This is a genomic window from Streptomyces sp. NPDC001796 (genome assembly GCF_042892355.1).
Classification (GTDB): Bacteria; Actinomycetota; Actinomycetes; order Streptomycetales; family Streptomycetaceae; genus Streptomyces.
Genome location: NZ_JBIAUC010000003.1, coordinates 603,745 through 630,517 on the forward strand (window position 1 = coordinate 603,745; position 26,773 = coordinate 630,517).

A 26,773-nucleotide genomic window follows, 5' to 3' on the forward strand; every position below is an offset into this window, starting at 1 on the left:
CGGGGGTGCCGGCGCGGTGTGACGTGGTGGCCCGGGAGCGGCGAGTGAGTCCGATGCGGGCGGGCGTGGCGTCACCCCGATGGGGGCGCCGCCGCGCCCGCCCGTGCGGGCACCCCCCGTCAGTCGGGTGCCGCGGCCGGAGCCTCGCGGACGGGCGCGACGGGCTCCGGCCTGGCGGCCTTCGGGGCGGGCTGTGTACGGGAGGACCGGAGACCGCGGAGCAGCAGCCGTCGTGCGGGGCGTTCCACCGCCTCGTACAGCACCCAGGACAGGCCGAGGGACAGGCCGAACGCGACGGCGGTGGCGGCCACGGCCGTCGGCAGGCCGAAGTGGGGCGTGTTGCCGAGCAGGCTGGTGCCGGCCCGCAGCACCAGAAGGTGGATCATGTAGAACGCGAACGAGAGTTCCCCCAGGCGCACCAGTCGCCGGTGCCGCCACAGCGAGGGCAGGCCGCGCAGGTCGGCGACGGCCGCCGCCGGGATGAGCAGCGCGAAGCCGATGAGGGTGCAGGCGGTGGCCGGGTAACCCCCTTCGGTGATCTGCGGCACGAGGAAGTAGCCGATGATCGCCAGGGCGAGTGAGGCTTCCAGGCCGGGACCGCGCCACCGTTCGAGCCGCACCAGCCGGGCGGTGGCGGCGCCGAGGACGAACTCGGGCAGGCGGGCGGCGGGGAGGGAGTAGAGCGACTGGCTCACCCAGTCGTGGATGTCCGCCCGGGCGAGGACCAGGACCGCCAGCACGGATGCCCCGGCCAGCGCCGCCGACGCCCGGGGTCCCGTACGGCGCAGGACGACCATCATCAGCGGGAAGGCGGCGTAGAAGAAGGCCTCGCAGGCCAGCGACCAGCTGACCGGGTTGAGCGTCTGCCACCAGGACTGCCGCCAGGAGTGCACCAGCAGCACGTTGGCCACTCCCTGGGCCGCCGTCGGCTTCGCCAGATGGGGGGGCGTGTAGACCATGATCAGCGCGATCCCGGCGGTGACCAGGTGAACGGGGAATACACGGGCGATGCGCCGCCGCCAGAAGGAGACCGCGCGGTCGTTCGGCCGCGCGGTCCACATCAGAACGAACCCGGACAGGATGAAGAAGAACGACACCCCCGTGCTACCGGCTTGGAACGCCCAGGTCATGATGTGGCCGCCGGTGCCTCCGAAATAGCCGAAGTTGCCCACGTGCAGTCCGAAGACCAGGAGTGCGGCCATCCAGCGCAGTCCGGTGAGGGACGGCAGCGAGGGCGCCGGAGCGGATGGAGGGACTCTTGTGGCGGGCTCGGTGGTGGCGGCGGGCGCCGTCGTCGTGTCATCTACCGGGGGTGTGCGAACGGGCATGAGGGGGACCGTTGCCCGTTCGCGACGTTTCATTCGGGGGCAGTTGGGAACGTCACACCGGCACGGACGATCTCCCCTGGCCGCGTGTCCGGATCCGCCACAGGGGCGGGGCTGCGGGTGTCGCCCGGCTCAGTGGCGTCCGCGTCCCTCGCTCAAGCGTTCCAGGACGGCCCGCGCCATGGCTTCCTCGCCCAGGGCGTTGGGGTGCGCGGGGGCCGCGGGCGAGGCCGGCTGCAACGGCTCGATCCAGCGGTCCGCCGGGGCCTTGCACATGTCGTGGCCGCGCGTGGGACCGTAGGTGTCGACGTAGTCCGCCCGGTTCCACTCCGCCACCAGGCGGAGCATCAGATTCAGTCGCTTCTCGGTGTCCCGCAGATAGGGGAAGTCCTTGGACGCGAACGGGACCGAGGGGTAGCAGCCGCCGCCGTCGTCGGGCAGGAGGTCCGGGTAGCCGACGACGAGCACCCGGGCGTGTGGAGCCCTGGCGTGCACGGCCCGCAGGACACGGTCCACCTTCGGCGCCGTCTCCGCGATGGCGAGCGTCAACCGGTCGATCCCCGATGAGGAGTAGGAGCGCCGGCACGGATCTCCCGTCGGGTCCTGGGAGCTCAGGTGCGCGCAGACGGCGATGATGGAGCCGAAACCGATGTCGTTGCCGCCGATCTGAACCGTCACCAGATCGGTGTCGCGCCGCACCGCGTCGAGCTGGGGCGCGTTGGTGCCCTGCGCCTTCCACATGTCGTCGGTCCTCGCTCCGCCGCAACTCACGTCCTTGAACGCGGCCACCTGCCGCTCCGCCGCCACGAGCGAGGGGTAGTTGTGGTCGGAGCGGGCGCAGGCGGCGTCCACCTGCCGGGGGATGACGGGGCCGGAGGTGTAGGAGTCCCCGAGTGACACGTAGCGCGTGTGGCGGCCGGGTGCCGCGCCGTGCGCCGCGGCAGGCGCCGTCGAGGTGGCGAAGAGGGCGCAACCGCCGATGGCCGCCCCCACGGCGAGCGGCCATCGGCGGCGTCTCGCCGCTGCGCCCGGATGCGTGCTGTGCGCCATGGAAAGCCCGGCGTGCGCCATGTAAGTCCTCCCCCTGAGGCCGGAACGGCGCGCGGAGCCCGCGTCGGGCGGCGGCCGGCGCACGTTCGCCGGGGCCTGTATACCGGTCGCCGCATCACCGGGGCCAGTGGTGGGAGGCGAGCATTTCGTGGCATGGCCGCTTCAATCAGGCTCCGGTCTGCGGCCTCCGTCGCGACGCGCCAAACTTGGTCTGCTCGTTTTCTTGAACAGTTCGTGTTTGTGGGGGTAGGTTCGACGCCATGACCGCATCCCGGATTCCGACCACCGCCGAGGAGCTGCGCGGTGCCGGCCTGCGGGTGACGGCGGCCCGCGTCGCGCTGCTGGAGACCGTCCGGGAAGGCGACCACCTCGGCGTCGAGGCGATCGCCTCCGGAGTGCGCGACCGCGTAGGACACATCTCGCTTCAAGCCGTGTACGAGGCCCTCCACGCGCTCACCGCGGCGGGGCTCATACGCCGTATCGAGCCGGCCGGCAGCCCCGCCCGGTTCGAGGGACGCGTCGGCGACAACCACCACCACGTCGTGTGCCGGTCGTGCGGCGCCGTCGCCGACGTCGACTGCGCGGTCGGCGAGGCGCCCTGCCTGACCGCGTCCGACGACCACGGCTTCTCGATCGACGAGGCCGAGGTCGTCTACTGGGGCCTGTGCTCCGCATGTTCCACCGCCCGCAGTTCCTGAGCACCGTGATCCGCTCTCATCCGGAAGGATTGCCATGACCGAGAACCACGACGCAGTCGTCACAGACCCGAAGACGGAGGGTGGAGGCGGCGGCTGCCCCGTCGCGCACGGGCGCGCCCTGCACCCGACGCAGGGCGGCGGCAACCGCCAGTGGTGGCCGGAGCGGCTCAATCTGAAGATCCTCGCCAAGAACCCCGCCGTGGCCAATCCCCTCGGTGAGGAGTTCGACTATGCGGAGGCGTTCAAGTCCCTAGACCTTCAGGCGGTGAAGCGGGACATCGCCGAGGTGCTGACCACTTCGCAGGGCTGGTGGCCCGCCGACTTCGGCAACTACGGCCCGCTGATGATCCGTATGGCCTGGCACAGCGCGGGCACCTACCGCATCAGCGACGGCCGCGGCGGCGCCGGCGCCGGCCAGCAGCGCTTCGCCCCGTTGAACAGCTGGCCGGACAACGGCAACCTCGACAAGGCCCGCCGTCTGCTGTGGCCGGTCAAGAAGAAGTACGGCCAGAGCATCTCCTGGGCCGACCTCATGATCCTCACCGGCAACGTCGCGCTGGAGCAGATGGGATTCAAGCCCTTCGGCTTCGGTGGCGGCCGCGAGGACGTCTGGGAGCCGGAGGAGGACGTCTACTGGGGTCCCGAGACCACCTGGCTCGACGACCGGCGCTACACCGGTGACCGCGAGCTGGAGAACCCGCTCGGCGCGGTCCAGATGGGCCTGATCTACGTCAACCCGGAGGGCCCCAACGGCAACCCGGACCCGATCGCCGCGGCCCGCGACATCCGTGAGACGTTCCGCCGCATGGCGATGAACGACGAGGAGACCGTCGCGCTGATCGCCGGCGGCCACACCTTCGGCAAGACCCACGGCGCGGGCCCCGCGGACCACGTCGGCGCCGACCCGGAGGCCGCCTCCATGGAGGAGCAGGGCCTCGGCTGGAGGAGCACCTACGGCACCGGCAAGGGCGCGGACGCCATCACGTCCGGCCTGGAGGTCACCTGGACCGCCACGCCGACCCAGTGGAGCAACGGCTTCTTCAAGAACCTCTTCGAGTACGAGTACGAGCTCGAGCAGAGCCCGGCCGGCGCCCACCAGTGGGTGGCCAAGGACGCCCCGGAGATCATCCCGGACGCGCACGACCCGGCGAAGCGGCACCGCCCGCGGATGCTCACCACCGACCTGTCGCTGCGCTTCGACCCGATCTACGAGCCGATCTCCCGCCGGTTCTACGAGAACCCGGAGGAATTCGCCGACGCCTTCGCCCGCGCCTGGTACAAGCTCACCCACCGCGACATGGGCCCGAAGTCGCTGTACCTCGGCCCGGAGGTCCCGGAGGAGACCCTGCTGTGGCAGGACCCGCTGCCTGAGCGCGAGGGCGAGCTGATCGACGACGGGGACATCGCGGCGCTGAAGACCAAGCTGCTCGACTCGGGCCTCACCGTGTCCCAGCTGGTCACCACCGCCTGGGCGTCAGCCTCCACCTTCCGCGGCAGCGACAAGCGCGGCGGCGCCAACGGCGCCCGCATCCGCCTCGCCCCGCAGCGCGGCTGGGAGGTCAACGACCCCGACCAGCTCGCCCAGGTGCTGCGCGTCCTCGAGGGCGTCCAGCAGGAGTTCAACGCCTCTTCCGGCGCCAAGAAGGTCTCCCTGGCCGACCTCATCGTCCTCGGCGGCGCCGCCGCCGTGGAGAGGGCCGCCAAGGAAGCCGGCTTCGAGGTCGAGGTGCCCTTCACCCCGGGCCGCGTGGACGCCGGCGAGGAGCACACCGACGTCGAGTCCTTCGAGGCGCTGGAGCCGACGGCGGACGGCTTCCGCAACTACCTGGGCAAGGGCAACCGCCTGCCGGGCGAGTACCTGCTGCTCGACAAGGCGAACCTGCTCACCCTGAGCGCCCCCGAGATGACCGTCCTGGTCGGCGGTCTGCGTGTCCTCGGCGCCAACCACCAGGGTTCGCAGCTCGGTGTCTTCACCAAGACGCCCGGCGTCCTCACCAACGACTTCTTCGTCAACCTGCTCGACCTGGGCACGACGTGGAAGGCGACCTCCGAGGACCAGACCACGTTCGAGGGCCGCGACGCCGCCACCGGCGAGCTGAAGTGGGCCGGCAGCCGGGCCGACCTCGTCTTCGGCTCCAACTCCGAGCTGCGCGCGCTCGCGGAGGTCTACGCCAGCGACGACGCGAAGGAGAAGTTCGTCAAGGACTTCGTCGCGGCGTGGGACAAGGTGATGCACCTCGACCGGTTCGACCTCGTCTGATCGTCCCGATCACGACGCCCGGGCAGGCCCGCACGGCCGGCCCGGGCGTCGCCCGTTTGTGGACGCCGCATAGCCCGCCCCTCTCCGAATGACAGCCAAAATCCGCCCAAGCATGAAATTCCGCTAAAAAGACGTATAAATTGTCTGGAAGCGGACGGCGGAAAGGGGACCCGGTCATGTCCATAAGGCCCGATGTCCCAGGACCGCCCGGTGCGACCATGCTCTCCCCCCAGTGGCCGCCGGACGCGGACCTGTTCGGACCGGCCCCGGTGATCTTCGCCTCTCTGAGCGGTCCCGGGCACATCGTGGAGACCGCGAACTCGGCGTTCTTCGACATCGTCTGCGGCGGCCGGAGGCGGACCGGCGTACCGATCGTCGAGCTGATACCCGGTGCGGCTCTGCAAGGCGTGATCAACCGCATCCGAGAGGTGTACCGCACCGGCGTTCCCCACCGCACCCGGGACAAACGGCTGGTTCTCGGCGAGCCGGGGGCGGAACAGGAGAGGATCTTCGACCTCACCTATGAGCCCCGGCGGGACGCCGTGGGCAGGGTCGACGGGGTCGTGGTGATCGCCATGGACACCACCGCCTACCGTGACACACAGCTGCTGGCGGCGGAGCAGCGCGCCCTGCTGGAGCAGATCGCGCGCGAGGCCCCGCTGCAGGAGATTCTCACCGGCATGGCCAGGACGATCGAGGACTTCTCCCCGGGCTTGCTCGTCTCGGTGCTGCTCGTCGACGCCGACGGCCGGCGGCTGCGGCACGGCACCGGCCCGAGCCTGCCCGACTTCTACAACGAGGCGATCGACGGCGTCCCGATCGGCGAGGGCCAGGGATCCTGCGGCACCACCGCGTACCGGCGCGCCCCGGTCGTCTGTACCGACATCGCCACCGATCCGCTGTGGGCGGAGTACCGCGAGCTGGCGAAGCGGGCCGGGGTCGGGGCCTGCTGGTCCACCCCGATCCTGAGCACGGACGGCCAGTTGCTGGGCACTTTCGCCATGTACCACCGGACGCCGAAGATCCCGGAACTGAAGGACCTGGCCCTCGGCGCCGCCTTCACGCGCATCGCGGCCCTGGCCATCGAGCGGCACCAGGCCGTGGCGGCGGGCCGAGCCGCGCGGCAGCGTGAGAGCTCGGCCCGCGAAGACCTGGCCTTCGTCCTGGAGGCGAGCACCGCCATCGCGCGCGAACAGCACTACGCGAACAGTCTGCGGCGTCTGGCCCAGCTGACGGTCCCGGGACTGGCGCAGCTGTGCGCCGTCTACGTGGCCGACGGCGGCCACCGCAGCCGGATCGCCTCCGCGGCCGCGCCCCGGGCGGACGAGAAGCTGCTCGTGGCACCTGAGTGGTGCGAGGTGGTGGACCGCGCGGTCGCCCGCGTCCTGGCCTCCGGCACGACGGAGACCGGGTCCCTCCTCCTCCGCCCCGGCACAGTGCCCGGCGGACGCGGCGCCGGTTACCTGTGCGTACCGCTCACGGCTCGCGGATCCACGTTCGGTGCCCTGGCGCTGCTGGCCGTCGACCGGGACTGGGACGGCCACGTCGTCGCGCTGGCCGAAGAACTCGCCGGCCGGGCGGCCATGAGTGCGGACAACGCCCGCCAGTTCACGCACCGGGTGCGGCTCGCGCATGAGCTCCAGGCCGGGCTGCTGCCCCCGAAGCTGCCGCACGTGCCGGGCGCGGCCCTGGCGGCCTCGTACCATCCGGCCGGCGAGGGTCTCGACGTCGGCGGCGACTTCTACGACGTCTTCCCGCTGCCCGGCGACCGGTGGGCCGTCATGATCGGCGACGTGTGCGGTCACGGAGCGGTGGCCGCCACCACGACCGGTATGGTCCGGCACACGGCACGTGCGGTCGCCCGTCTGCTGCGCGACCCCGTGTCCGTGGTCGCCGCGATCAACGACGCTCTGGCCGAGCACACCGAGGGCCAGGACTTGTTCGTGTCGCTCGTCTACGGCGAGCTGCGGCACACCGCCACCGGACAGGCGGTGACCCTCATGCGCGCCGGCCATGTGCCGCCGCTCGTGCGCCGCGCAGGCGGCACCGTCGAGCGGCTCGTGCCGCCCGGCCTGCTGCTGGGCCTCGGCCTGGGCGGTGTGGGATCACCCGCGCGCGTCGACCTGCACCCGGGCGACGGCCTGGTCCTCGTCACGGACGGCATCACCGAAGCGCGGTCCCCGGAGGGCGAGCTGTTCGGTGAGGAACGGCTGGCCGACACGCTGACCACGGTTCCGCCCACAGCCACCGCCCTGCTGGAGTCCGTCACCACGGCCGTGGCCGCCTTCACGCACGACACCTCGCTGGACGACCAGGCCGCGCTGGTCGTGACCGCCGTATGAGCTGATCCGTGGACGGGCGTTAGGGTTCGCGGTGCTCGTGTGCCGCTCGTTCCAGTTCCGCGGCCTCCGCCTCGGCCAGTCGCTTCTCGGCCTCCACATCGATGGACCGGGTCAGCAGCCAGTACAGCAGCGCGGCGACCGGCAGTCCGATGAACAAGGAGATGTCGGCTCCGCCGAGTGCCTCGGCGGCGGGCCCGACGTAGAGGTTCGCGACGGAGAAGAAGGGCACCATGGCGGCGAACCCGACCAGGTACGCGATGATGCCGTGCCACCCCCAGCGCCCGTAGACCCCGCGCGGATTGAAGATCTCGGCGATGGCGTAGTGACCGCGGCGCACGACGTAGTAGTCCATGAGGTTGACCGCGGTCCACGGGATGAACAGGTAGAGCACCAGCAACAGGAAGTTGTTGAAGTTCTGGAGGAAGTCGGACGTCGCGGACAGTGCGCCGATGAGGGAGAGCACCGCGGTCAGTCCGATGGTCATGAGCCGTACGGCGAGCGTCGGGCGCACCCTCCTGAAGGAGTCGATGGCGCTGATCAGCGTCAGTGACCCGCCGTACATGTTCAGCGCGGTGACCGACACCAGCCCCAGCGCGGCGAACAGCAACACGATCGCGCCGAATCCGCTGAACACCTTGTCGCCGGCGGCCTCGATCGAGCGGATGGTGTCGAAGTCCTTGCCCGCCCAGGCGGCGAGCAGGGTCCCGAGCACCATCAGCCAGATGCCGCCGAGCGCCGATCCGAAGTAGGTCCAGTAGAAGGTCTTGCGGACCGTCACGTCCGGCGGAAGGTAGCGCGAGTAGTCCGAGACGTAGATGGCCCAGCTGATCTGATAGCCGGCCACCACGCCGAACTGGGCGAGGAACGGCGTCCACCGGAAGGCGCCGAGGTCGAAGGAGCCCGGCGGGTAGTGCAGGGTGAACAGGATTCCCACCGTGAAGATCCCGAAGACGACCAGGAAGGTGTACGTCAGCACCTGCTCGGCCCGGTGGATGACGTCGTAGCCCACCAACGCGACGAGGAAGGCGACGACGGTGACCACGACCACCCACAGGTCGACGCCTCCGTGCAGCGTGGTGTGCAGGGCGTCCCCGGCGAGGATGGTGTTGAAGACGTTGAACCCGGCGTACTGCAGGTAGGCGAAGAGCCACACCAGAAGGGCCCCGACATAGCCGAACTGCGGCCGCGACTGGATCATCTGGGGGAGCCCCAGCTGCGGGCCCTGGGCCGAGTGGAAGGCCATGAAGAAGGTGCCGACGACGGTCCCCGCCACGATCGCGATCAGCGACCAGATGAGGTTGCCGCCCTCGGTGATGCTGATCAGGCCCACCGCCAGCGTGGCGATCTGCGCGTTCGACATGAACCACAGCGGCCCGAGGTGCCACAGCTTGCCGTGGCGTTCGTCGAGGGGGACGTAGTCGATGGAGCGGATCTCCAGGCCCGGCATCCGCGGCTCTGCTGATGTGCTTGTCACGGCGCCTCCTGCGTGCCGGTCCGCCCCCGGTCACACGATCTTCCCCTGATCGCGGCTGGTCAAGAGGTGCGTCACAACGCCCGCGCTTCCGCCTCACGGGGCGGCGCGATGAGGGCATGAGCGGCAGGTCCCCGTGCGATCTGTGCCCTGTTTGTTCTGTTTGCCCTAGTGGGATGGGGTTACCCGCCCAGTGAACGACGCTCAGAGGAGGGCAGTGCCGTGAGCAATGCGACGATGGAACGCAAGGAGGCGGCGAGGCTTCCGGAAGGCGACGTGGTCCGCGTCCTGCTGGAGCAGCACGCACGTATCCGAGACCTGTTCGACGAGGTGAAGAGCGTGCAGGGCGAGCAGAAGAAGCAGACGTTCGACGAGTTGAGGGCGCTGCTGGCGGTGCACGAGACGGCGGAGGAGCTGATCCTGCGTCCCACCGCGAAGAAGACGGCCGGGGACGCCGAGGCCGACGCCCGCAACCACGAGGAAGAGGAAGCCAACAAGGTCCTCGCCGAGCTGGAGAAGATGGACGTCACCAGCGCCGAGTTCGACGCGAAGTTCACCGCCTTCGAGAAGTCCGTCATCGACCACGCCGAGCACGAGGAGCAGGAGGAGTTCCCCGCGGTGCGGCGCGGTTGCGACGAGGAACAGCTCAAGGGCCTCGGGGCAAGGCTGCAGATGGTCGAGAAGGTGGCACCGACCCATCCGCACCCCACCGCTGCGGGATCGCCCGCGGCCCAGCTGCTGACCGGTCCCTTCGCGTCCATGGTCGACCGGGTGAAGGACGCGATCACCGGATCGTCGGGCCGCACCTGAGACACGCGGGCGCACGCTGAACGGGTGTGCGCACCGGCAGACGGACGACGCCACCGCCGGCGGACACCGGCGGTGGCGTCGTCCTGTCAGTGGGTACCGTCAGGGCTCCTGCGGGTCGCCCTCGCCCTCCCCGCGCTGCCGCCGGGAAGGCCGGGGCGGATGGGCCGCGCCCGTGCCGCCCGGCTGGCCGCCACCGGTGGTGCCGTAGCCGCCGGGAACGCCGGGCGCCATGTCGGCGTCCGCTTCGTCTTCCGTCACACGGCGCCGGGCCCTGACACCTGCCCGGCGCTCCGGGTAGGGGTACTCGAACGGACGCGAAGCGGCGCGCTGCTCCTCTGCCTCGCGCTGCTCGCGGGCGGCCTGCTCGGCCGTACGCCGCTCGTCACTGTCGTGGTTGCGGTGCTTGTCGTTCATGCACGCCGAGTACCCAGAGCCCGTCGTCCGACAACGCACCCGTGTCATGTGAGGGTGGCAGCCTGTTCCCTTGCGTTCCCGGGCACGTTCTCGCGGCGCGGGACCAGCAGCGGGGTGGCCAGGAGCAGCATTCCGGCGACCGCGATCGCGGCGCGGGGGCCGGTGACGGTGGCCAGCAGACCCCACAGAGCGGTCAGGGCTGCGATGGCGGCGCTGCTGCTGACCGACCACGCGGCCAGGGTGCGGGCGACCCGGTCGGGGCCCGTGTGGTCGAGCCGGTAGGTGGCCAGCACCGGGTTGAACACGCCGATGCAGGTGACCAGGCCGAGTTGCACGACGATGACGAGGACCATCCCGGGGACACCGGGCCGGACGAACGCCAGTCCGACAGGCCAGCACGCACGCAGCACCCCCGCGGTGAGCATCACCTTGCGCTGCCCGAACCGGGCCACGAGCCGGCGCGCCAGGCGTGAACCGACGAGACCACCGACGCAAGGGGCCGCGAACGCCAGACCGTACTGCCAGGGCGCGAACCCCAGGCGGCCCAGCAGGAGTACGGCGAGCAGCGGCTCGGAGGCCATGATCAGGCCGTTGACCACGATCGTGTTGAGGAACAGCGGGCGCAGCGCGGCGTGGGTGAGGATGTGGCGCCATCCCTCGAGGAGATCGCCTGCGCGCAGCCGCGGCGCGCCGGTCCGCTCGGGGCGCGCCTCCCTCCCGCCGATGGCGCGGATGCCCAGCGCCGAGAGCAGGTAGCTGACCGCATCGGCCACCACGGTCGTCACCGGGCCGAACATGCCGATCGCCGCCCCGCCGAGCGGCGGTCCGATCACCGTCGCGCTCCACATCGTGGACTCGAACCGGCCGTTCGCGACGAGCAGGTCCTCCGGCGGCACCAGCGCCTTCAGATACGCACCGCCGGCCGCGTTGAAGGCGATGTTGGCCGCCGCGACGACCACGGAGACGACGAGGAGTTGGGCGAAGGTGAGCCGGCCGAGCGCGAACGCGGCCGGGACGCTCATCAAGGTCGCGAACCGGATCAGGTCCATCGCCACCATGACCGGCCGTTTACGGCGGAACTCCACCCACGGACCGAGTGGCACCGCCACCACGGCCCCCACTGCCCGCCCCGCGGCGGACAGCGCCGCCACCTGGGTCGGCCCGGAGTGCAGCACGAGAACCGCGATCAGGGAAAAGGCGCCGAACCCGAACCCGGAACCGTACGAGCTGACCGCATACGCTGCCCACAACCACCCGAACCGCCGCCCCAGCGCCCGTCTCCCCGCCATACCCGACGCACCCCTCGCCACCCCGAACAACCAGCCGCTGACCATCGGCAATCAAAGCGAGTGGCAGACGGCGAGAGCAAACAACCGATCCACCAGGAAGGCACAACCATTCGTTGTACGGATACGGTGGGTGACGTGGATCTCGATGCTGTGCGCACCTTCGTGGCCGCCGCTGACGCGGGACGGTTCCAGGACGCCGCCGCCGAATTGTCGATCACCCAGCAGGCCGTCTCCAAACGCATCGCCACCCTGGAGAAGATCCTCGGCGTACGGCTGTTCACCCGCACCGCGCGAGGAGCGAAGCTGACGATCGACGGACAGGCGTTCCTGCCCCACGCCCGCGATCTCCTACGTGCCGAAGAGCGGGCGGTCGCCTCGGTCCGTCCCGGCCGCCGCGCGCTGCGCGTCGATGTGATCGGCCGACGGCTGGCCCCCGCCGCCGTGCTGCGCGGCTTCCACCGCGCGCACCCGGAGGTCGAGCTCGATGTCGTGACCCTCTTCGATGCCGACGCGGCCGTCGACGCCATCCGTTCCGGCACGATCGACGCGTCCTTCCGCGCCGTTGCCATGCCCGGCCGGAAGCTCCCCGACGACATCGAGGTCGCCTGGGCCCTGGACGAGCCCATCCAGCTTCTCACCGGACCGGACCACAAGCTCGCCGCCGCCCGCGCGGTCACGCCCGCCCAGCTCGTCGGGCACCGGATCTGGATGCCCGGCATCGTTCCGGGAACCGAGTGGGCCGCCTACTACGATGCCCTCGCCGCCGCGTTCGGACTCACCATCGAGATCACCGGCCCCGACTTCGGCACCGAGCCCCTGCTGGACACCATCGCCGACTCCCGGTCACTGGCGACCTTCGTCGGCGAGCAGACACGCCTGGTCTGGCCCGCCGACCACGGCCTGCGGCGGATCGCCGTGCGCGACCCGGCACCGGTCTACCCGCACTCACTGCTGTGGCATCGCGACAACCCGCACCCGGCGCTCGCCGCGCTCCGCGACCACCTCGGCTCCGGGCGGTTCGACCACTCCGGCACCGAGACCTGGACACCGGCCTGGGCGAAGCGGTCAGGGCCACCGCGTCACCCGGCGCCGACCCGATCGTGAGCCGAGAGGACCGGGGCCTGCCACGACACCCCGGTTATCCGTCCGCCGACGGGGGCACCCGGTGTGCCGGGCGAGCCCTCGTGGGGTCGTCCTATCCAGCCGAATCCACAAGGAGGCGTCGGACATGGGACATGGAGGGAACGTCATCAACGAGCTGATGACGGACCATCGGGAAGTGGAGGAGCTCTTCGGCCGGATCGAGGCACTGCCGCCCGGTGACAAGAACCGCAAGGTGTACGCCGAACAGGCCGTCATGGAACTCGTGCGTCACTCGGTGGCCGAGGAGGCCTACCTCTACCCGGCCGTACGGCAGTTCCTGCCCGACGGGGACGCGGTGGCCGACAAGGAGCTCGAGGACCACGCCAAGGCCGAGCAGATCATGAATGATCTGGAGCGCCACGAGGCCGACGACCCGGAGTTCGACCGGCTCATCGGGATGCTCATGACCGAGATCCGGTCCCATGTGGCCGACGAGGAGGGGAACCTCTTCCCGAGGCTGGGCGCGACGGCTTCCGCCGAAGCCCTCGACGAGCTGGGCGACAAGGTCCGGCGGGCGAAGCAGACGGCACCGACCCGCCCGCACCCCTCCGCCCCGGACAAGCCGCCGGCCAACAAGCTGCTCGCGCCCGGCGCCGGCCTGGTGGACCGTATCCGCGACGCGCTCACGGGGCGCGGAGAGAAGGACTGACCGGCCGGCGGTTCACCGGTCGGGCCGGTCGGCGGTTCACCGGTCGGGCCGGTCGGTGCGGGAACGGATCTCGTACCGGCTGAGCGCCTCCCGCAGCTGGTTCAGCTCGGGGTCGGGCAGGGCGTCACCCTGAGCGAACCTCAGGATGTGCTCGGCCACGACCCGCAGCTTGGTGTTGGTGTGCTGGGAGACGTCGCGCAGGACGCGCCATGCCTCCTCCGGCGCGATCCGTCCCAGCACGACCACGGCGCCCATGGCCTGGTCGATGGTGGCGTGGGAGGTCACCGCCTGCCGCAGCTGCGCGTTCTCCTCGTGCAGCCGCTCGTTCTCCGTCGCCAGGTCGGCGGGGGAGAGCAGGTGCGCGGGCAGGCGCGGAGGGTGCCGCTTGGATATCGCGTGGAACGCCATGGTGTGCCCCTGGATGAACGAGTAGCCGCAGTTCCAGCTTCCCCCAGGTCGGCTTCGTGGACGACCCGGATACGCGGTGTTCCCGTCGGCCGTGCCCGAGCCTAGGCGCTGCGCGGCCGACGGGCCGTCCTCTTCTCCGCCGTCTTCTTGGCCTCGGCCCCTTTCGCCGCGGTGTCCTTCTGCGCGGTGTCCTTCCGGGCGGCGGTTCGCGCCCCGGCCTTCGAGGCGGTCTTCGCCGCGGTCTTCTTCGTGGTCTTCTTCCCGGCCGTCTTCTTCGCCGCGGCCTTCTCGGCGGGCTCCTTCCTCGCCGCCCTGCCGGCGGCGGCCTTCTTCTTCGGCAGCTCGTGGACCTCGGCCCCGGCCTCCGTCTGCTCGCCGCGAGAGGCCTTCGCCTGGGCCACGGACGCCTGGAGCGCGGTCATCAGGTCCAGCACCTTTCCGGGCCCCGCCTCCGGCTCCGGCATCTCGGGGGGCGCCAGCCCCTCGCGCCGGGCCTCGATCACCCGCTCGAGCGCTTCGGTGTAGTGGTCCACGAAGTCGGGTCCCTGGAGGTCCTCACGGGTCATGCGGTCGATCAGATGTTCCGCCTCGGTGATCTCGTCGTCGGAGAGCCGGACCTGCTGCGGAGCCAGCTCACCCGGGTCGCGGATCTCGTCGGGCCAGCGCATCGCGTGCAGCACGATCGCCTCGTCCCGCACCCTCAGCAGCCCGAGCCTCTCCCGGCCGTGCCAGGCGAACTTCGCCACCGCGACCTTCGACGTCCGCTCCAGCGCCTTGCGCAGCAGCGCGTACGGCTTCGCGGCGACCGTGCCGGACGCCTGCAGGTAGTAGCCCTCGCCGATGCGCAACGGGTCGATCGAACCGGCCGGCACGAACGCGGCGATCTCGATGGCCTTCGCCGTGGGCAGCGGCAGCTCACGCAGCTCCTCGTCGAGCACGGGCACCACCCGGTCCCTGGACAGCTCGTAGCCCTTGCCGACCTCCTCGGGCGGGACCTCACGGTCCTCCAGTTCGCAGTACTTGCGCACCCGCACCCGGCCCATGTCCTCCAAGTGGTACTGATGGAAGCGCACGCTGTGATCCTCGGTCGCGGGCACCACGTTGACCGGAATCGTGACCAGACCGAAGCTGATCGCTCCCGACCAGATGCTCCGGGGCATCGCAGACCTCCGTGACATGCCCCGAGGGCACCAGCGTACGAAGGGTGCGGGCCCGTGGCACGGTGAAGAGGTCCGCGGGACTGACTACGACCGCGCCCGCTGGGACTGACGACGACCGCGCCCGGCGAGCACCCGGTGAACCCTGACGGAACTCTTGGTGTCCGCCCCCGTCGCAGGGCCGTTCGGGCGTACCGTGCTGCCTAGCATGAATGATCGCGCCCGGCACCCGGGCGCGTCGGTACGTTCGCACGTCGTCCGGGGAGGCGCGGAGCAAAATGCCGGTGCCCGGCCTCGCATCACGGCGGGCCCGACTCTGGGCCGCGGGCGGAGCTCTCCTCACCCTCGTCCTGGCGACGGCGCTGCTGGCCACGGCCCTCGGCGGAGCCCGGCGCGCGCGGGCCGCCGCCGACGACGGGCTGCCGCACACCACCGTCGAGGTGTCACCGAGCGGCTGCGGACGGGGCTGGGACCGGCCGGTCCCCGGCCTGCAGGTCTTCGATCTCCACAACACCTCCAGCGGCCCCGCCGAGGTCTACCTCGAAGACGCCCGCACCAGGGCCGTCTACGGCGAGATGGAGGGCCTGGCCCCGGGCACGACACGGGCGTTGACCGTGCGCCTCGGCAAGGGCTCGTACGCCTTCAGCTGCCTGCCCGACGACGCCGACGCGGTCACCGGCCCCACTGTCCGCATCACCTCGGGACAGTCCGGGCCCGCGGCGGCCCCGGTCACCGAGCACGACCTGATCCCCCTGGCGATCGACTACCAGAAGTGGGTCGCGGGCGGTCTTGACCAGGTCGTACGGCTGACCGGACGGCTGAACGACGCCATCGACGGCGGCGACCTCAAGGGGGCCAGGGCCGCCTGGCTCCCCGCGCACCTGGAGTACGAGCGGCTGGGCGCGGCGTACGACGCCTTCGGCGACGCGGACAAGCAGATCAACGGAACGGACGCGGGACTCGCCGGGGGCGTCCACGACCCGTCCTTCACCGGCTTCCACCGCATCGAGTACGGACTGTGGCACGGCCAGACGGCCGCTGCCCTGCGCGCCCCGGCGGGCGCCCTCGTCAAGGCGGTCACCGCGCTGCGCGACAGCTGGGCGCAGGCCCGTATGGACCCGGCGCAGCTGGGCCTGAGGGCACACGAGATCCTGGAGAACACCGTGCAGTTCGAGCTGACCGGGCGGACCGACTACGGCAGCGGCAGCAACCTCGCCACCGCACGCGCCAACCTCGACGGCACCCGCGCCGTGCTGTCCCGGCTGCACCCCCTGCTCACCACCCGGTACCCGGACCTGCCCGGCCTCGACCGCGAACTGGACCGTGCCCAGCACACGCTGGACGGCTTCCACCACGAGGAGAGCTGGACGCCGCTCGACCGCCTGGACCGCTCGCAGCGCGAACAGGTCGACGCGGCCCTCGACGACCTGGTCGAGCGACTCGCCTCGGTGGCGACACTCTGCGACCCGCGGAGGACGGTGTGAGCGCGTCCGCGGAGACCAACGGGGTCGGGCGGCGCGGCTTCCTGCGCGGTGCGGCCCTCGCGGGCGCCGGGCTCGCGGTGGGCGGCGCGGCGGCCCCGGCCGCCACCGGAGGCGCGAGTGCGTCGCCAGTCGCGCCGTTCCACGGCTCCCACCAGCAGTCGGTGCTCGCCACCCCGCGCCGGGTCACCGCGTTCGCGGCCCTCGACGTGACCGCCCAGAACCGCGCCGACCTCGGCGACCTCCTGCGCACCCTCACCGCCCGCGCCCGCTTCCTCACCTCCGGTGGCACGCCCTCGCCGGTCGGCATCACCGGCCCGCCCGCCGACTCCGGCATCCTCGGTGAGAGGCTGCCCACCGGTGCGCTCGCGGTGACCGTCGGCGTCGGCGCGTCCCTCTTCGACGACCGCTTCGGCCTCTCCGGTCACCGTCCGCGCAGGCTGACGACGATGCCGTCCTTCCCCGACGACGACCTCCGACCCGAGTGGTGCCACGGCGACCTCAGCCTCCAGCTGCACGCCGACGACGCGGACACCGTGTTGCACGCCCTGCGCGACATCGCCCGGCACACCCGCGGCGGCCTGCAGGTCCGCTGGCGCCTCGACGGTTTCTCCAGCCCGCCCCGCCCCTCGGGCACACCGCGCAACCTGATGGGCTTCAAGGACGGCACGGCCAACCCGGACACCGCCGACGCCCGCGAGATGAACCGCCTGGTGTGGGTGGGCCCCGGCCTGGGAGAACCGGACTGGGCCGTCGGCGGCAGCTACCAGGTCGTCCGGCTGATCCGCATGCTCGTGGAGTTCTGGGACCGGGTCTCCCTCACCGAGCAGGAGCGGATGTTCGGCCGGTCCCGGGAGACCGGCGCGCCCCTGGACGGCGACGCCGAGCACGACACACCCGACTACGCCAACGACCCCAAGGGCGACGTCATCCCGCTGGACGCCCACATACGCCTGGCCAACCCGCGCACGGCGGCCACGACCGACCAGCGGATCCTGCGCCGCGGCTACAACTACGACGCGGGGCTGGACAGCAACGGCAACCTCGACATGGGGCTGTTGTTCTGCTGTTACCAGCAGGACCTCGCCCGGCAGTTCGAGACCGTGCAGCGCCGCCTCGCGGGCGAACCCCTCACCGACTACATCAAGCCATTCGGCGGCGGCTACTTCTTCGCCCTGCCCGGGGTGCGGGACAGCGCGGACTGGTACGGACGGGAACTGCTGGCCGGAACGTCCTGAACGGGTACGGGCCGCCGCCGGGTCAACAGGCGGTCAAGATTTCCCTAGGCATCCCTGACCCGGTGTTCACTTGACCGCCACCGCGCCTCCAGCATCGTGCCGTTCGTTCGGCAGAGCATCCCTGACCGTATGGCGCAATCACGTTCGTGCCCGGAAGGTGAACCAGCATGGCCAGCAGAGGTAGACGAGCAACGATGAGGAGCCTCGGCGCGCTCGCGAGCGCCGCCGCGCTCACGGCCCTGGGGGCCGGCGCGCCCGCCTGGGCGGCGGCGCCGGACGGCCACGGGACCCACTCCTCGACGGCCACGCCGATCAAGCATGTGGTCGTCCTCTTCGACGAGAACATCTCCTTCGACCACTACTTCGCGACCTACCCCAAGGCCGCGAACACCGACGGCACGAAGTTCACGGCGTCGAAGAAGACCCCGAAGGACATCGACACCCTGGCGAACGCCGGGCTGCTGACGAAGAACCCCAACCAGTACGCGCCCAAGCGGCTCACTCCGTCCCAGGCCATGACCTGCGACCAGAACCACGCCTACGGGCCCGAGCAGTACGCGTACAACGGCGGCAAGAACGACCAGTTCGTGCAGAACACCGACTCCGGCAAGTGCTCCGGCACCCTGTTCGGCGAGCCGGGCCTGGTCATGGACTACTACGACGGCAACACCGTCACCGGGCTGTGGAACTACGCCCAGCACTACGCCCTCAACGACCGCTCCTACAGCTCGGTCTACGGCCCGTCCACCCCCGGCGCGCTCAACCTGGTCTCCGGGCAGACGCACGGCGTCATCTCCGTGGACCCCACCACCGGCACCGAGAACCCCAAGCAGACCTCGACGCCGGACTCGTACACCGTCCAGTCGCCGGACGCCAAGGGCGTCGGCACGGTCATCAACGACCCGGACCCGGCCTACGACGACTGCTCCGGCAAGGACCACACCAGCAAGAACGCGCTGGCCGCGATGCAGGGCCAGAACATCGGTGACCTGCTCAACTCCAAGAAGGTCACCTGGGGTTGGTTCCAGGGCGGCTTCCGTCCGTCCACCGCGTGGGACGGCAAGCAGGGCGACTACGCCAAGTGCGACACCACGCACACCAACGTCGGCGGTGCCGCGGTCGTCGACTACAGCCCGCACCACTCGCCGTTCGAGTACTACAAGTCGACGTCCAACCCGCACCACCTGCCGCCGAAGAGCGTCGACGAAATCGGCCACAACGGGCAGGCGAACCACAACTACGACCTGACCGACTTCGACGCGGCCCTGAAGGCGGGCAAGCTGCCGGCGGTCAGCTTCCTCAAGGCCGCCGAGTACCAGGACGGTCACGCCGGTTACTCCGACCCGATCGACGAGCAGCACTTCCTGGTCGACGAGATCAACGCGATCCAGAAGTCGCCGCAGTGGAAGTCGACCGCGGTCGTCATCGCCTACGACGACTCCGACGGCTGGTACGACCACGCGTACGCCAAGCCGCGCAACGGCTCCACGGACACCTCGACCGGCTCCAACGGCAAGGCCACCGACAGCCCGGCCTGCCAGGCGGGCCCGGCCCCGGCCGGCGGCTACCAGGACCGCTGCGGCCCCGGCACCCGCCAGCCGCTGCTTGTGGTCTCCCCGTACAGCAAGGTCAACAAGGTCGACCACACGCAGACCGACCAGTCCTCCATCATCCGTTTCATCGAGGACAACTGGCACACCGGCCGGATCGGTGACCACTCCTTCGACGCCACCGCCGGCTCCCTGGCGGGCATGTTCGACTTCCGGCACCCGAACAACAAGCAGGTGCTGCTGAACACGGACGGCTCGGTCCAGTCGGTGGGCCCGATCCACCCGGTGAAGGCCGTCGCCACCAGCATCACCCCCGGCCCGGCGATGCAGAACACGGCCGCCAGCACGGACGCCTCGTCCTTCCCCGCCCTCCCGGTGGGCATCGCGGCGGGCGCCCTCGTCGCGGCCGGCGCCACCGGCACCTTCCTCACCCTGCGCCGCAAGGAGCGCGCGGGCGCCTGATCGGGCACATGCGCACACATGAGCGGTGGCCCCGGCGATCCCGGGGCCACCGCCCGTTTCTGCCGGCCACTGCGGCCGAGTGTCTCCACCGGCCGCTCGTGGAGCCCCGCCGGTGCCACGAGGAAGCTGTCGGACTGCGCGGTCCAGGGGCGGCCCTCGGCATCGCTGACCGGCGCGCCCGCCTCACGGGTCCACCAGCGCGCCCGGCAGCAGGCGCCCGCAGCAGGTTGACGGCGTCACGGCCGAACTCCCGGAAGGCGTCGAGCCGTCCGGCCCCCGTGTCGGCGATCCGCCACGAGCTGGGACCCGGATCGCGCACGGCACCCAGGTGAGGCAGCAGGGCTGCCGGCGAGCGTCCGGCCTCCTCGGCCGGCCGGGCGGCAGGGCCTGGTGAACCGCGCGCGGCGCTCGCTTACCCTGGACGCCGGCCCGGACCGACCGGGCCTGCGGCGAACGCGTCCAGACAGGCAGGCCGACGATGACGGACTCCTCCGACAGCAGACCCGGGGGACGGCAGTTCCAGGTGGAGCCGCACGGCCTCGACGTGATCGGCGACGCCGAGCGCAAGGGCACTCCGCGGACGCTGTTCTGGCCCTGGTTCGGAGCCAACGTCTCCGTCCTGGGACTCAGCTACGGCGCCTTCGCGCTCGGCTTCGGGATCTCCTTCTGGCAGGCGCTGGCAGCCGGGGCGATCGGGATCGTGTTCTCCTTCCTGCTCTGCGGTTTCATAGCGGTCGCGGGCAAGCGCGGCTCGGCCCCGACGATGGTGCTCAGCCGCGCCGCGTACGGTGTGCGCGGCAACCGGCTGCCATCGGTGATCTCCTGGATGCTCACCGTCGGCTGGGAGACCGTCCTGACCGCACTCGCCACCCTGGCCACCGCCACCGTCTTCGGACGGCTCGGCTGGGGCGGCGGCACCGGGACCAAGGTGGCGGCGCTCGTCCTGGTCGGCGCGCTGACCGTCGTCGGCGGCGTCATGGGCTTCGACCTGATCATGCGCCTGCAGACCGTGATCACCGTGGTCACGGGCGTGCTCACCGTCGTCTACATCGCCCTCGTCGCCGACCACATCCACTGGCACACGGTCAGTGCCCATCCGGCGGGCTCCACCCAGGAGTTCATCGGCGCCCTGGTCTTCATGATGACCGGCTTCGGGCTCGGCTGGGTCAACGCGGCCGCGGACTACTCCCGTTACCTGCCGCGCACCTCCTCGAGCCGCGGCGTGATCGGCTGGACCACCTTCGGCGCCTCGGTCGCCCCCCTGCTCCTGCTGGTCTTCGGGCTGCTGCTGGCAGGCTCGTCCGACACCCTCAGCAAGGCCGTCGCCGCCGACCCCATCGGCGCGCTGACCACGATCCTGCCGACCTGGTTCCTGGTCCCGTTCGCGGTGGTCGCGGTCCTCGGCCTCGTGGGCGGCGCGGTACTGGACATCTACTCGTCGGGCCTGGCGCTCCTCTCCGCCGGTCTGCGGATACCCCGCCCCCTGGCCGCTCTGGTCGACGGCATCCTGATGATCGCCGGCTCGGTCTACATCGTCTTCTTCGCCGGAGACTTCCTCGGCCCGTTCATGGGCTTCCTCACGACGCTCGGCGTCCCCATCGCGGCCTGGTGCGGCGTCATGCTCGCGGACCTGGCCCTGCGTCGCCGCGACTACGCCGAGGACGACCTCTACCGCCCGCAAGGCCGCTACGGCGACGTCCCGCTCACACCCCTGCTGCTGACCCTCGCCGCAACGGCGATCGGCTGGGGCCTGGTGACGAACACCGCAGCGACCTGGCTGGACTGGCAGGGCTATCTCCTCGGCCCCGCGGGCCTCGGCGGCACATCGGGCGCCTGGGCGTACGCCAACCTCGGTGTCCTGGCGGCCCTGGCGGTGGGGTTCCTCGGCACTCTCGTCCTCAGCCGCGGGCGTGCGCACCGGCAGGAGCAGCAGGCCACGGGCCGGGCGACGAACGAAGGCGCACCGATCGCATGACCGCCGCCGATCTGCTCGCCGTGATCGACATGCAGCGCGTCTTCGCCGATCCCGCGAGCCCCTGGGCCGCCCCCCGATTCCGGGATGCGGCGGACGGCGTGCGGCGCCTGCTGCCCGCCTTCGGGGAACGCGTCACCTTCACCCGCTTCCTGGCACCCCGGACGCCCGAGGGCGCCTGGCGGGCGTACTACGAGCAGTGGCCCTTCGCCCTGCAACCGCCTCATGCCCCGCTGTGGCGGCTGACCGACGACTTCGCCGCCGTGGCGCGGCACGTGCTGGACGCGACCACGTTCGGCAAGTGGACGCCCGAACTGGCCGGGCGTGTCGGGCCCGGAGGCCGTCTGGTGCTGGCCGGTGTCAGCACTGACTGCTGCGTGCTGTCCACGGCTCTTGCCGCCGCGGACGCGGGAGTCGAGGTGCTGGTGGTCGCCGACGCCTGCGCGGGCGCCGACGACACCGCCCACGACCGGGCGCTGCGCGTGATGGACCTGTACCGCCCGCTGATCCGGGTGGTCACCACCGGGGAACTGCTCGCGGAGCGGCGGGTCTGAGAGGCGTCGCACCCGACGGCCGTCCCCGGCCCACGCGCCGGCCGTGGCCCCGCGATCCGGCAGCCGTTCTCCCCGACCGGGCCGACACCTGACCCGTGCGGCATGCATGGCCCGGCGCGGGATGGGTACGTGGGCGGGAGTGCGCCCGGAGCCTCTGGTTCCGGGGCGTGCCCGCCCGCACCTACCTGGGGATTTGCCATGGACACTCCGGACAAGAACCACCACCCGACCGCGGCCCAGGCGGCACTGGACACCCTTGCGGTGGACGCCCGGGACGTGGAGGCGCTGGACACGCTGGCCGGGAGCGATGTGCTCGTCCCCGTCCCGGACGACGCCAGCGAGGAGGACGCCAACAACCCGAACACCGTCGCGCTGCCCGTCCTGGAGCAGCCGGACGGCGAACAGACCGTGCCGGTGTTCACCTCGGAGACGGAGATGGCGGACCTGCTGCCGTTCGTCTCCCGCTACCGCCTGGTGCCGCTCGGCGCGCTCGCGTCCCAGTGGCCAGCCAGCGACCTCACCCTCACCATCGATGCGGCCTCCCCGCACGGCCTGACCCTCAATTCGGACGGGGTACGCACCCTGCTGGCCCGGCCGTAGGGCTCACGCGCACGGCGGCGTCGGGGGTGGCGGCCCGCCCGACGCCCTGGAGCACCGGCTGTGCCGAGGCGGGCCGGGCCGCGCGGTCCACAATGACCGCATGAGATGGATCTCCGGCGTCGCCGGCGCCCTGGTCCTGGTGACCGTGCTCTCCAGCATCGTGCGCACTCTCGTGGTGCCCCGCGGACTGTACTCGATCCTCGTGTACAGGCTGTGGTGGACACTGCGGCGGTTGCTGCGGCTGGCCGCGCCCGGCGGCCGCTACGAGGACATCGACCGGGCACAGGCCTGGCTCGCCCCGCTGATCCTGATCGGCATGCTCGCCATCTGGCTCGGTGGGGCGCTCGCGGGTTACGGCTTGCTGCTGTCCTCCGTGTCCTCGCTGAGCTGGAGCAATGCGTTCCGTGAGGCGGGCTCCAGCCTCTTCACGCTCGGCTTCGCCAGCGGCATGCGGCTGCGGCTGTCCGCTCTGGACTTCGTGGCGGCGGCCACCGGGCCCGTGGTCATCGCCCTGCAGATCGCCTACCTGCCCACCCTGTACGCCGCCTACAACCGCCGTGAACTGGAGGTCACCCTGCTGCAGTCCCGGGCCGGCGAGCCCGCCTGGGGCCCGGAGATCCTGGCCCGTCAGTGGCTCGTCGAAACCGAGACCGCGCTGCCCGAGCTGTACCGTGCGTGGGAGCGGCTGGCCGCCGACATCGGCGAGAGCCACTCCACCTACCCGGTGCTGATCTCGTTCCGCTCGCCGCGCCCGTACCGGAACTGGCTGGTCGGGATGCTCGCCGTCATGGACGCGGCGGCGATCCAGCTGTCCCTCGCGCCGCGCGCCGCGCCACCGGAGGCCCGGTTGGTGCTCCGGGCCGGGTTCACCGCCCTGCGCGACATCGCCCGCTCGCTGCGCTTCCCGTTCGAGGCCGACCCGGCACCCGACGCCCCGATCCGCCTCACCTTCACCGAGTTCGACGCGGCCGTGGCGACGCTGGAGGCGACGGGCTTCATGGCCGAGCGGACGGCGCGGGAGGCCTGGCCGCACTTCCAGGGCTGGCGGGTCAACTACGAGGCGATCGCATACGAACTGTGCCGCCGCTGCGACGCCGTACCCGCGCTGTGGAGTGGTCCCCGCGACTTCGACTGCCCCCAGATCCCGCCGCGCCGCCCGGTGGACCGGCGGCCGGCGACGGGGTGAGCGCGGCTGGTCAAGGGCCCCGGCCGACCTGGTCCGAAAGACAGGTGCTAGGCATCCCTGCCGGAGACGTCGGCCTCGTCGTCGGCGGGCGTCTGCTCGGCCTCGTCGTCCGGCCGGACCCCACTTCCTGAGGGCTGCTGCCCCTCGAGTTGCCGCTGCTCCTCCTCGAGATGCCTGCGTACCTCTTCCGGCTTGTCTCCGACCTGTTCCATGACGTCCCTCCGGTTGTCCTGGCCCATGTCGTGCGCGCCGCGGCGCCCGCACCACCAGGTTCACACGGAGCGGCCACGCATGCGATCGCGCGCCCGATGCCGGGGCCGGCGGTGCGCCGGGCCGGCAACCACGTGCCGCGGGTCAGGCGGGTCGGCCGGGCGAGGACGTCAGCGTGCGGGCGAGGACGTCAGCGTGCGGGCGAGGACGTCAGCGTGCGGGCGAGGACCTCGCGTTGCAGCGGCAGCACCTCGGCGTGCAGCGCGCGGCCCTTCTCGGTCAGGGCGACCCAGACCCCGCGCCGGTCCTCCTCGCACACCGAGCGTCGCACCAGGCCGTCCTTCTCCAGCCGCCCGATCAGCCGGGACAGCGCGCTCTGGCTCAGATGGACGCGCCCGGCGATGTTCTGCACCCGGCACTGGTCGCCGTGGGCGGGCGTCTCGGCGGCGAGGATGTCGAGGACCTCGAAGTCGCTGGCGCCGAGACCGTGGGGGTGGAGCACACGGTCGATCTCGCACATGGTGCGCGCGTGCACCGACAGGATGCCCCGCCACTGTTCCTCGAGCCGGGAGTCGGCCGTCTTCACTGCCATACCCGCACGGTAACAGAAAAGACCCCTGTTGTTTACATTGCAACTAGTGTGTGTGCAAGCACTTCACGGAGGGCGAAACCCTACTTGGCCGGGTCCTGGAGAAGGCCCACGAGGTTGCCGTCCGCGTCCTTCACCGAGGCGATCAGCCTGCCGCCACCGACGTCCTGGAGGTCCTGCACCACCTCGGCCCCGGCGTCCACCAGCGCCCCGAGCCGGGCCTTGATGTCCGACACGTGCCAGAAGGGCGCCGGCCCGGTCAGGCCCTTGGCGTGCCCGTTCGGGTCCAGCCCGACGTCCTGCCCGGCGACCCGGAACCCCACGTAGTAGGACTCGTCCACGTACGGCTCCGTCCCCAGCAGGGCGCTGAACATCGACTTGGCCGCGGCCAGGTCCTTGACGGGGTAGATGATGGTCTGCAGGCCCGTGGTCATGGTGTGCTCCTCGGCGGTGGATGGGCCGGCGTCGTTCGCCGGTGCTTCCACGCTACGGAGAGGGAGCGGCGCACGGCTTCTCCAAAACTGACCGGTCGCACGAGGCGCCGACGGCTCGGTGGCCGAGCGGCGCGCACGTGCGACCGTGCGGTCACGTCGACTCGCGTTTCACCAGTTCCGTCGGCAGGATCACCGCCGCCGGGTCCTCGCCGCCGATCTGCGCCAGCAGGACGCGGACCATCTCGCGACAACGCGGTGGCGAACGGGGTGAAGTTCGACGCCATCGACCTGTCCTACTACGGCTACTGGCACGGCCCGCTCTCCGACTTCCAGAGCACCATCGACGACGCGGCCTCCCGCTACGGCAAGCCGGTCTTCGTCGCCGAGACTGCCTACCCCTTCCGGCTGGACAGCAAGGACTCGCTGACCAACCAGATCGACACCACCGGTGAGCTGGTGAACGGCTACCCCGCGACCACGGCCGGGCAGGCCGCCTGGCTGCGGGACGTGCTGAACGTCGTGGAGGCCGTGCCGAACGGCCGCGGCCTCGGCGTCTTCTACTGGGAGGCCACCTGGACCGCGGTCACCGGCAACGGCTGGGACCCGACCGACCCGTCCTCCGGCAACGGCTGGGAGAACCAGGCCCTGTTCGACTACGACAACGAGGCGACCCCGGCGATGAGCCGGTTCAGCCACCGCTGAACCACCGGCGAACCACCGGCGAGCCAGGGCCCCGGCCGCGTGTGCGGCCGGGGCCCCGCGCGTACAAGGGGCGGTTCGGCCCTTCTCAGTTCGGCCCGATCGGGCCTCGGCCCCGCACCTTCCGTCACGGCAGAGTGGGACCAGAGGGCGGTACGGAAGGGACGAGATGCTGAAGAGACCCGCCGGCGACAGGCGGCTGCGGATCCTGGAGTGGCTGAAGGACCCGGGAGCCCACTTCCCGTCCCAGCGGCACACCGACCTCGCCGAGGACGGTGTGACCGCGGCCGCCGTGGCCGCGAAACTCGGTGTACCCCGCTCCGTCGCCGAGTCCGACCTGCGCCTCCTTGCTGCCATCGGCGCCCTCCGCACAAGGCGAATCCGCCGCCGCACCCACTACCGCCGCGACGAGGTACGGATCGCCGGGGTGGCGCGGATGTTCGAGAAGGGGTGGTGAGTCACCCACGCTCCGGCCCCCGGCGTACGGTCAGCCCACGGAGGCGGCGGCCCTGCGCAGTTCGCCGCTGCACGTGGCCCGACCGAACTCGCCGCTGGCGGTCGCGCTCTGCACGTGCCGGCCACGGATGGCAAGGGAGCAGCGGGCCTGACCGCCCTGCTCACCCAGAACGACACTGACGACCGGGTTACTGGGGTTCTTGCAGAAAGCCCCGGCGTTCACGCCGGGGATGAATGCATCTCAGGACTGCTCTGACGTGCACGTTAGAGCGGACGTTTTTGCTGCTCGATGTACTGGCGGACGATCGCCAACGGTGCTCCGCCGC

At 71.2% G+C, this 26,773-nt stretch carries 25 protein-coding genes and 1 pseudogene; 15 read left to right on the plus strand and 11 right to left on the minus strand.

The annotated features are described in order from the left end of the window. Window positions 1-119 precede the first annotated feature (119 nt). Window positions 120-1,328 (minus strand): acyltransferase family protein, encoded by a 1,209-nt coding sequence (locus ACFYZE_RS09495; protein WP_388990514.1) that lies wholly within the window; start codon window positions 1,326-1,328, stop codon window positions 120-122. 129 nt (window positions 1,329-1,457) lie between these two features. Next, entirely contained in the window at window positions 1,458-2,375 is a 918-nt protein-coding gene (locus ACFYZE_RS09500; RefSeq protein WP_388990597.1) for an SGNH/GDSL hydrolase family protein, read from the minus strand. Window positions 2,376-2,635: 260 nt separating this feature from the next. On the opposite strand from ACFYZE_RS09500, the gene ACFYZE_RS09505 reads away from it, so the two are divergent. The 3 genes from ACFYZE_RS09505 (at window position 2,636) to ACFYZE_RS09515 (ending at window position 7,675) form a co-directional block, all read left to right on the plus strand. Further along, the gene (locus tag ACFYZE_RS09505; protein WP_388990516.1) at window positions 2,636-3,073 is read left to right on the plus strand and encodes a Fur family transcriptional regulator; all 438 of its coding nucleotides are present in this window, start codon (window positions 2,636-2,638) and stop codon (window positions 3,071-3,073) included. A gap of 34 nt (window positions 3,074-3,107) precedes the next feature. After that, window positions 3,108-5,333: a catalase/peroxidase HPI gene (gene katG / locus ACFYZE_RS09510; protein WP_388990518.1), complete on the plus strand. Its 2,226-nt coding sequence runs from the start codon at window positions 3,108-3,110 to the stop codon at window positions 5,331-5,333. Between the two features lie 218 nt (window positions 5,334-5,551). Next, complete coding sequence (locus ACFYZE_RS09515) at window positions 5,552-7,675, plus strand: SpoIIE family protein phosphatase (protein WP_388990520.1); 2,124 nt, start codon at window positions 5,552-5,554, stop codon at window positions 7,673-7,675. Window positions 7,676-7,694: 19 nt separating this feature from the next. Here ACFYZE_RS09515 and ACFYZE_RS09520 read toward each other — a convergent pair whose 3' ends face one another. Next, window positions 7,695-9,149: a purine-cytosine permease family protein gene (locus tag ACFYZE_RS09520; protein WP_388990521.1), complete on the minus strand. Its 1,455-nt coding sequence runs from the start codon at window positions 9,147-9,149 to the stop codon at window positions 7,695-7,697. 219 nt (window positions 9,150-9,368) lie between these two features. On the opposite strand from ACFYZE_RS09520, the gene ACFYZE_RS09525 reads away from it, so the two are divergent. Next, window positions 9,369-9,956, plus strand: a complete 588-nt coding sequence (locus ACFYZE_RS09525) for a hemerythrin domain-containing protein (protein ID WP_388990523.1) — start codon at window positions 9,369-9,371, stop codon at window positions 9,954-9,956. A 99-nt stretch (window positions 9,957-10,055) separates the two neighbouring features. Here ACFYZE_RS09525 and ACFYZE_RS09530 read toward each other — a convergent pair whose 3' ends face one another. Both ACFYZE_RS09530 and ACFYZE_RS09535 read right to left on the minus strand, forming a co-directional pair. Beyond that, the gene (locus ACFYZE_RS09530; RefSeq protein ID WP_388990525.1) at window positions 10,056-10,370 is read right to left on the minus strand and encodes a hypothetical protein; all 315 of its coding nucleotides are present in this window, start codon (window positions 10,368-10,370) and stop codon (window positions 10,056-10,058) included. 44 nt (window positions 10,371-10,414) lie between these two features. After that, on the minus strand, window positions 10,415-11,659 hold the full coding sequence (locus ACFYZE_RS09535) for an MFS transporter (protein WP_388990527.1): 1,245 nt from the start codon (window positions 11,657-11,659) through the stop codon (window positions 10,415-10,417). A 135-nt stretch (window positions 11,660-11,794) separates the two neighbouring features. Between ACFYZE_RS09535 and ACFYZE_RS09540 the strand changes: the two genes are divergently transcribed. Together ACFYZE_RS09540 and ACFYZE_RS09545 are read left to right on the plus strand one after the other, a co-directional pair. Beyond that, complete coding sequence (locus tag ACFYZE_RS09540) at window positions 11,795-12,763, plus strand: LysR family transcriptional regulator (RefSeq protein ID WP_388990529.1); 969 nt, start codon at window positions 11,795-11,797, stop codon at window positions 12,761-12,763. 124 nt (window positions 12,764-12,887) lie between these two features. Continuing rightward, on the plus strand, window positions 12,888-13,451 hold the full coding sequence (locus ACFYZE_RS09545) for a hemerythrin domain-containing protein (protein WP_388990531.1): 564 nt from the start codon (window positions 12,888-12,890) through the stop codon (window positions 13,449-13,451). A gap of 36 nt (window positions 13,452-13,487) precedes the next feature. Here ACFYZE_RS09545 and ACFYZE_RS09550 read toward each other — a convergent pair whose 3' ends face one another. Beyond that, window positions 13,488-13,859 carry an ANTAR domain-containing protein gene (locus ACFYZE_RS09550; protein ID WP_388990533.1) on the minus strand — a complete coding sequence of 124 codons (372 nt, stop codon included), beginning with the start codon at window positions 13,857-13,859 and terminating at the stop codon, window positions 13,488-13,490. A 101-nt stretch (window positions 13,860-13,960) separates the two neighbouring features. Continuing rightward, window positions 13,961-15,019 (minus strand): Ku protein, encoded by a 1,059-nt coding sequence (locus ACFYZE_RS09555; protein ID WP_388990535.1) that lies wholly within the window; start codon window positions 15,017-15,019, stop codon window positions 13,961-13,963. 275 nt (window positions 15,020-15,294) lie between these two features. Between ACFYZE_RS09555 and ACFYZE_RS09560 the strand changes: the two genes are divergently transcribed. The 7 genes from ACFYZE_RS09560 (at window position 15,295) to ACFYZE_RS09590 (ending at window position 24,059) form a co-directional block, all read left to right on the plus strand. Next, window positions 15,295-16,500 (plus strand): EfeM/EfeO family lipoprotein, encoded by a 1,206-nt coding sequence (locus ACFYZE_RS09560; protein WP_388990537.1) that lies wholly within the window; start codon window positions 15,295-15,297, stop codon window positions 16,498-16,500. Further along, a complete protein-coding gene (efeB, locus tag ACFYZE_RS09565) occupies window positions 16,497-17,735 on the plus strand; it encodes an iron uptake transporter deferrochelatase/peroxidase subunit (protein ID WP_388990539.1) in 1,239 nt (412 codons plus the stop codon). The genes ACFYZE_RS09560 and efeB overlap by 4 nt, the downstream gene beginning before the upstream one ends. A 167-nt stretch (window positions 17,736-17,902) precedes the next feature. Continuing rightward, window positions 17,903-19,747, plus strand: coding sequence for a phospholipase C (locus tag ACFYZE_RS09570; RefSeq protein ID WP_388990541.1), 1,845 nt, complete (start codon window positions 17,903-17,905; stop codon window positions 19,745-19,747). Between the two features lie 478 nt (window positions 19,748-20,225). Further along, window positions 20,226-21,722 (plus strand): purine-cytosine permease family protein, encoded by a 1,497-nt coding sequence (locus tag ACFYZE_RS09575; protein WP_388990543.1) that lies wholly within the window; start codon window positions 20,226-20,228, stop codon window positions 21,720-21,722. Further along, window positions 21,719-22,273: a cysteine hydrolase family protein gene (locus tag ACFYZE_RS09580; RefSeq protein ID WP_388990545.1), complete on the plus strand. Its 555-nt coding sequence runs from the start codon at window positions 21,719-21,721 to the stop codon at window positions 22,271-22,273. Before ACFYZE_RS09575 ends, ACFYZE_RS09580 begins: the two co-directional genes overlap by 4 nt. A 198-nt stretch (window positions 22,274-22,471) precedes the next feature. Beyond that, window positions 22,472-22,873, plus strand: coding sequence for an SseB family protein (locus tag ACFYZE_RS09585; RefSeq protein ID WP_388990547.1), 402 nt, complete (start codon window positions 22,472-22,474; stop codon window positions 22,871-22,873). A gap of 100 nt (window positions 22,874-22,973) precedes the next feature. Then, window positions 22,974-24,059, plus strand: a complete 1,086-nt coding sequence (locus ACFYZE_RS09590; protein ID WP_388990549.1) for a hypothetical protein — start codon at window positions 22,974-22,976, stop codon at window positions 24,057-24,059. 47 nt (window positions 24,060-24,106) lie between these two features. Here the strand turns inward: ACFYZE_RS09590 and ACFYZE_RS09595 are convergent, their stop codons facing one another. The 3 genes from ACFYZE_RS09595 to ACFYZE_RS09605 all read right to left on the minus strand — a co-directional run bounded on the left by ACFYZE_RS09595 (window position 24,107) and on the right by ACFYZE_RS09605 (window position 25,292). Continuing rightward, window positions 24,107-24,271 (minus strand): hypothetical protein, encoded by a 165-nt coding sequence (locus ACFYZE_RS09595; protein WP_388990551.1) that lies wholly within the window; start codon window positions 24,269-24,271, stop codon window positions 24,107-24,109. A 188-nt stretch (window positions 24,272-24,459) separates the two neighbouring features. Beyond that, on the minus strand, window positions 24,460-24,861 hold the full coding sequence (locus tag ACFYZE_RS09600; RefSeq protein WP_388990553.1) for a MarR family winged helix-turn-helix transcriptional regulator: 402 nt from the start codon (window positions 24,859-24,861) through the stop codon (window positions 24,460-24,462). Between the two features lie 80 nt (window positions 24,862-24,941). After that, entirely contained in the window at window positions 24,942-25,292 is a 351-nt protein-coding gene (locus ACFYZE_RS09605; protein ID WP_388990555.1) for a VOC family protein, read from the minus strand. A 246-nt stretch (window positions 25,293-25,538) separates the two neighbouring features. On the opposite strand from ACFYZE_RS09605, the pseudogene ACFYZE_RS09610 reads away from it, so the two are divergent. Next, a pseudogene (locus tag ACFYZE_RS09610) lies at window positions 25,539-25,994 on the plus strand (glycosyl hydrolase 53 family protein); the annotation flags it as partial. A 166-nt stretch (window positions 25,995-26,160) separates the two neighbouring features. Beyond that, on the plus strand, window positions 26,161-26,448 hold the full coding sequence (locus ACFYZE_RS09615; protein WP_388990556.1) for an ArsR family transcriptional regulator: 288 nt from the start codon (window positions 26,161-26,163) through the stop codon (window positions 26,446-26,448). Between the two features lie 30 nt (window positions 26,449-26,478). On the opposite strand, the gene ACFYZE_RS09620 is transcribed toward ACFYZE_RS09615, so the two are convergent. After that, entirely contained in the window at window positions 26,479-26,670 is a 192-nt protein-coding gene (locus ACFYZE_RS09620) for a hypothetical protein (RefSeq protein ID WP_388990558.1), read from the minus strand. Between the last annotated feature and the right edge of the window lie 103 nt (window positions 26,671-26,773).